The organism is Stenotrophomonas sp. HMWF003, assembly GCF_003061285.1.
Lineage (GTDB): Bacteria > Pseudomonadota > Gammaproteobacteria > Xanthomonadales > Xanthomonadaceae > Stenotrophomonas > Stenotrophomonas maltophilia_AP.
In genome coordinates, this window is record NZ_QAIW01000382.1 from 1537 (window position 1) to 6082 (window position 4546).

Consider the following 4546-nt stretch of genomic DNA (forward strand, 5'->3'; position numbering starts at 1 on the left):
CAGGCTGGGGCGCAGGCCGTCGCCGTTGGTCGCGCCTGCCGCGCTGCCCACGTTGGCGTCCATCCGGATCAGGGCGCCGGCACGCGGGCCAGCAGTTCGGCCACCAGGCGGTCGCCGTCCCAGCCTTCGGCAGTGGCTTCGTAGCTGGGCAGCACGCGGTGCCGCAGCACGTCCGGGGCCACGCTGCGCACGTCATCGGGGGTGACGAAGTCGCGGCCGGCAAGCCAGGCACGCGCACGCGCGCAGCGCTCCAGCGCAATCGAGCCACGCGGGCTGGCGCCCCAGGCGATGCGACGGGCCAGCGCCGGGTCGTAACGGGCGGCGTCGCGGGAGGCCAGCACGATTTCGATCAGGTAGCGCTCCAATGCCGGCGCCATGTGCAGCGACAGCACCGCCTTGCGGGCGTCGAACACATCCTGCAGCGGCATCCGCGCCGGGGCCGGCGGCGGCGTGCCCAGGGCGTCGCGCGCACGCTCGCGCGCCAGGCGAAGGATCTCTGCTTCGGCATCGGAGTCGGGATAGCCGATGCGCACATGCATCAGGAAACGGTCCAGCTGCGCTTCGGGCAGCGGGAAGGTGCCTTCCTGCTCGATCGGGTTCTGCGTGGCCATCACCAGGAACAAGGCCGGCAACGCGTAGGTGTGGCGGCCCACGGTGACCTGGCGCTCGCCCATCGCCTCCAGCAGCGCGGACTGCACCTTGGCCGGGGCGCGGTTGATTTCGTCGGCCAACAGGATCGGGTGGAAGATCGGCCCCGGCACGAACTCGAAGCGGCCCTCCTGCGGGCGCCAGATCTCGGTGCCGGTCAGGTCGGCCGGCAACAGGTCCGGGGTGAACTGCACGCGCGAGAAGTCCGCCTCCAGGCGCGCGGCCAGCGCGCGGATGGCGGTGGTCTTGGCCAGCCCCGGGGCGCCTTCGACCAGCAGGTGGCCATCGGCCAGCAAGGCGGTCAGGAGCCGATCAACCAGCGCCGCCTGGCCGACGATCTCGCCGGCCAGGGCATCGCGCAGGGCGCGGAAGCCGTCGTGCAGGCGAGAGACCTCGTGTTCGACCGACGGCGTGACCGCCCCGGGGAGCGCATCGGGAAGTGGGGGAATGGAATTCATGGAGACTAGGACCAGCGCCAGGGAAATCGGTTCCCCACTATCATCGCAGCCTGCTGCTGCGCCTGCATCAAGGCGGGATGAACAGGAATCGCGCGCATGCAAGCGCTGCAGGACGCGGCCATCGACGCGCGCTCAGCGGGCGAAGACCTGGGTGGGAGAACCCGTTGGGGTCGCCCCCAAACGCAGAAGGGCCGCACAGGGCGGCCCTTCAACACGCATCAGCGCCGCAGGGATTCAGTCGGCGCGCTTTGCAACCCGCAATACCTTCGGGGTCACGAAGACCAACAGCTCGGCCTTGTCCTTGTTGCGGCTACGCTTCTTGAACAGGTTGCCCAGGAACGGCACGTCGCCCAGGAACGGCACCTTGTTGATGCTGTTGCGGTCGGTGAACTCGTACACGCCACCGATGACGACGGTCTGGCCGTCCTCCACCAGCACGGCCGTGTTCACTTCGCGGCGATTGATCGTCGGCACTTCACCGTACCCCTGCAGACGGATGTAGCTCTCGACTTCATCCTTCTTGACCGACATGTTCAGGAACACGCGGTTGTCGTTGGTGATGGTCGGGGTGACCTTCAACTCCAGCACCACTTCCTTGAACTGCACGTTCGGCGTTGCGGCACCACCGCTGCCGCCACCGGTGATGGTGACGTAGGCGATTTCTTTACCCTGCTTGATCAGTGCTTCGCGCTGGTTGGTGGTCACCACGCGCGGGTTGGAGATCAATTCGCCACGCGACTCCTGCTGCATGGCCGACAACTCCACGTCCAGCAGGTAACCGGCGTTGAGGATCGACAGTGCCAGCGAACCCGGGTTGGAGGCGGCCGCGACGGGCAGGTTCCAGTTGAGGTTGTTGCCGCTCAGCGTGTTCGGCGTCCGCACGGGTATTGCGCCCGTGCGGCCACCGGCCTCCCATGCCGCCACGTCGCGGGCGTATTGGGTGGCATTGGTGGAATTGCTGGTGGCGTTGGCGTGATTCTGATCAACGTTGCCGCCGAAGTACACGTTGTCGCGCGCACCGCTGATACCGAACTTGGCGCCCAGTTCCCGGGCGAACGAATCGGTGGCGATGACGATGCGGCTTTCGATCAATACCTGGTCGACCGGGCGGTCGATCACGTTGATCAGCTCGCGCATGCGCGCCAGCTTCTTCGGGATGTCGCTGATCATCAGCGTATTGGTGCGCTCGTCGGCAACGATGCGACCCCGCGAGGACAGGAACCCGCTGTCTTCCTGCGAACTGCTGCCGCTGCCACCACCGCTGCCACCGCTGTTGCCGCCGATGCCCTTGGCCTCGGTCAGCGCTTTGAAGATCTGCGCGGCGTTGTGGTAGTTGATCTGGATGTAATCGGTGACCAGGTCTTCGCGGTTCTCGATCGCGATGCGCGCGTCTTCCTTGTCCTGCTCGAACTTGGCCAGTTCCGGCTGCGGGGCGACCCACACCACGCCGCCTTCGCGACGCTTGTCCAGGCCCTTGGCGCGCAGCACGATGTCCAGCGCCTGGTCCCACGGCACGTTGACCAGACGCAGGGTGACGTTGCCTTCGACGCTGTCGGAGGCCACCACGTTCAGGTTGGACTCTTCGGCGATCAACTGCAGCACGGTGCGCACCGGCACGTCCTGGAAGTTGAAGGTCACCGGCTTGCCGCTGTACCCGCGCTGGGCAATGGCGGTGGCCGCCTGGGTCACGGTGGTGGCATTGATCGCGCCGGTGGCCGGGGCCTCCTTGCGCGGGCTGATCTCCACCACATACTCGTTGCCGGTCTGGTAGGCCAGCGACTCGAACGCGGTATTGGTGTTGAGCACCAGCTGGGTGCCGCCGCCGTAGGGCTTGGGATCGATGCGCTGCACCGGCGTGGCGAAATCGACCACGTTGATCGACTTCTGCAGGTTCTCCGGCAGGCGCACGTTGCCGACGTCGATCACCACGTTGTTGCCCTGGGTGCGAAGGTCGGGGCTGGCGCCCTTGCCGTCGAACTGCAGGATCAACCGCCCGGCGCCGTCGTCACCGCGCTTGAAATCGATCTTGGATACCGACAGCGAAGCCGGCGCGGTGATCGGCGCGGCGCTGGCGGCAGGCTGCGGAGCCGCTGCGGCGGGCGTGGCCGCCAACAGCGTGCCATTGGCCACCATGAGCGCGACTCCCAGCGCGCACAGGTGGATCAGCTTCGGGCGCCTGTCGGGACGCTGCCGCATGGCATTGGAAAAGGTCATCGTGCTATCCCCGTAATCATTCATTGATCTTCAAGCGCAAGCGATGCAGGCCGTTCCAGCCAGCCGCCCGCGCCATCCGGCACCAGTTCAATCAGTTCGATCCGGTCTTCGAAGACCCCGGTCACCCGGCCGTCGCTCTGCCCCAGATAGACGCCCGGACGCACCCGATAGGTGACCTTGTCCGGCGCCATCACCAGTGCGACCAGCCCGCCGCCCCGGCCGAGCGAACCCACCATGTCCAAGGCATCCAGCGGGAAGGCTTCCAGCGGTTCCTTGCGACGGTTCGGGTCCGGACGCAGCCCCGACCCGCCCTGCGGATTGGTCCAGGCGTCGGTGAACGGATCCCGCATCCCCTGCGCGGAATACTCGAACGTTTCAAACTGCTGCATCACCGGCAGTGGCTCAAGCGGGGGCGCCGGGCGCGCACGCACGTCCTCCACCCACTTTTCCAGGTTCGGCGCATCGCCCGGGGTACTGCTTATCCCGCGTGCGCAACCGGCCAGCAGTGCCAGCACCAGCAACCCGCATACCCGTGCGGTCATCCCCAGGCTCATGGCGTGCCTCCGGGCTTGGCGGTCTTGTCGGCGGCGGCCGCCTTTTCCTGCGCTTCCATTTCCAGCTCGTCCAGGTAACGGTAGGTCTTGACCGTGCCCGACAGCTCCAGCGCACCGCTGCGCGCGGTGATGCCGGTCTTGGGATCCTTCGGCTTCAGGTTGATGTCGTGCATGGTCAGGATGACCACGCGCGGCAGCGAGGCCACGCCACTGACGAACGCACCGAACTGGTGGTAGCTGCCCACCATGCGCAGGGCGATCGGCTTTTCGGCGTAGAACTCCTTGGGCTGCTCGGCACCGGGCTGGAACAGCTCATTGACCAGGCCGCTGGACAACGCGGTCTGCGAGATGTCGATGATCAGGTCCGGCATTTCGGTCTTGCTGGGCAGCTGGCGCAGCATCTGCTGCAGCACCTGCTCCATCTGGGCCAGCTGCTGCTTGAGCGGCGCCAGGTTGACCGCACGCCCCTGCTCCTTGACGAACTCTTCCCGCAGGCTGCTTTCGGTGTTTTCCAGCGAGGCCAGCTCTTCACGCTTGCCGCTGATCAGGGCGAACCACGCCAGGAACACGATCAACAGCGAGAGCAGCGCGCAGAACACCACTTTGGCCTGTTGCGGCCAGTTGCCGATGTTGTTGAAGTCCAGCTCTTTGAGATTCATCTTCTGGCTCATG

The 4546-nt window shown here is 66.4% G+C and carries 4 protein-coding genes; all 4 read right to left on the bottom strand.

What is annotated here, in order from left to right; all coding sequences use genetic code 11:
• Window positions 1-68: 68 nt before the first annotated feature.
• Window positions 69-1106 (bottom strand): MoxR family ATPase, encoded by a 1038-nt coding sequence (locus DBR34_RS16355; protein WP_258224019.1) that lies wholly within the window; start codon window positions 1104-1106, stop codon window positions 69-71.
• Window positions 1107-1340: 234 nt separating this feature from the next.
• A complete protein-coding gene (locus DBR34_RS16360) occupies window positions 1341-3320 on the bottom strand; it encodes a type IV pilus secretin PilQ family protein (RefSeq protein WP_128097582.1) in 1980 nt (659 codons plus the stop codon).
• A gap of 20 nt (window positions 3321-3340) precedes the next feature.
• Complete coding sequence (locus DBR34_RS16365) at window positions 3341-3862, bottom strand: pilus assembly protein PilP (protein ID WP_181394046.1); 522 nt, start codon at window positions 3860-3862, stop codon at window positions 3341-3343.
• 8 nt (window positions 3863-3870) lie between these two features.
• Window positions 3871-4545, bottom strand: a complete 675-nt coding sequence (pilO, locus tag DBR34_RS16370; RefSeq protein ID WP_128097596.1) for a type 4a pilus biogenesis protein PilO — start codon at window positions 4543-4545, stop codon at window positions 3871-3873.
• Window position 4546 lies beyond the last annotated feature (1 nt).

Bases quoted from the DNA above. Each gene is read 5' to 3' on its own strand.
- DBR34_RS16355 (WP_258224019.1), bottom strand. From the start codon at position 1,106: ATGAATTCCATTCCCCCACTTCCCGATGCGCTCCCCGGGGCGGTCACG.
- DBR34_RS16360 (WP_128097582.1), bottom strand. From the start codon at position 3,320: ATGACCTTTTCCAATGCCATGCGGCAGCGTCCCGACAGGCGCCCGAAG.
- DBR34_RS16365 (WP_181394046.1), bottom strand. From the start codon at position 3,862: ATGACCGCACGGGTATGCGGGTTGCTGGTGCTGGCACTGCTGGCCGGT.
- pilO (WP_128097596.1), bottom strand. From the start codon at position 4,545: ATGAGCCAGAAGATGAATCTCAAAGAGCTGGACTTCAACAACATCGGC.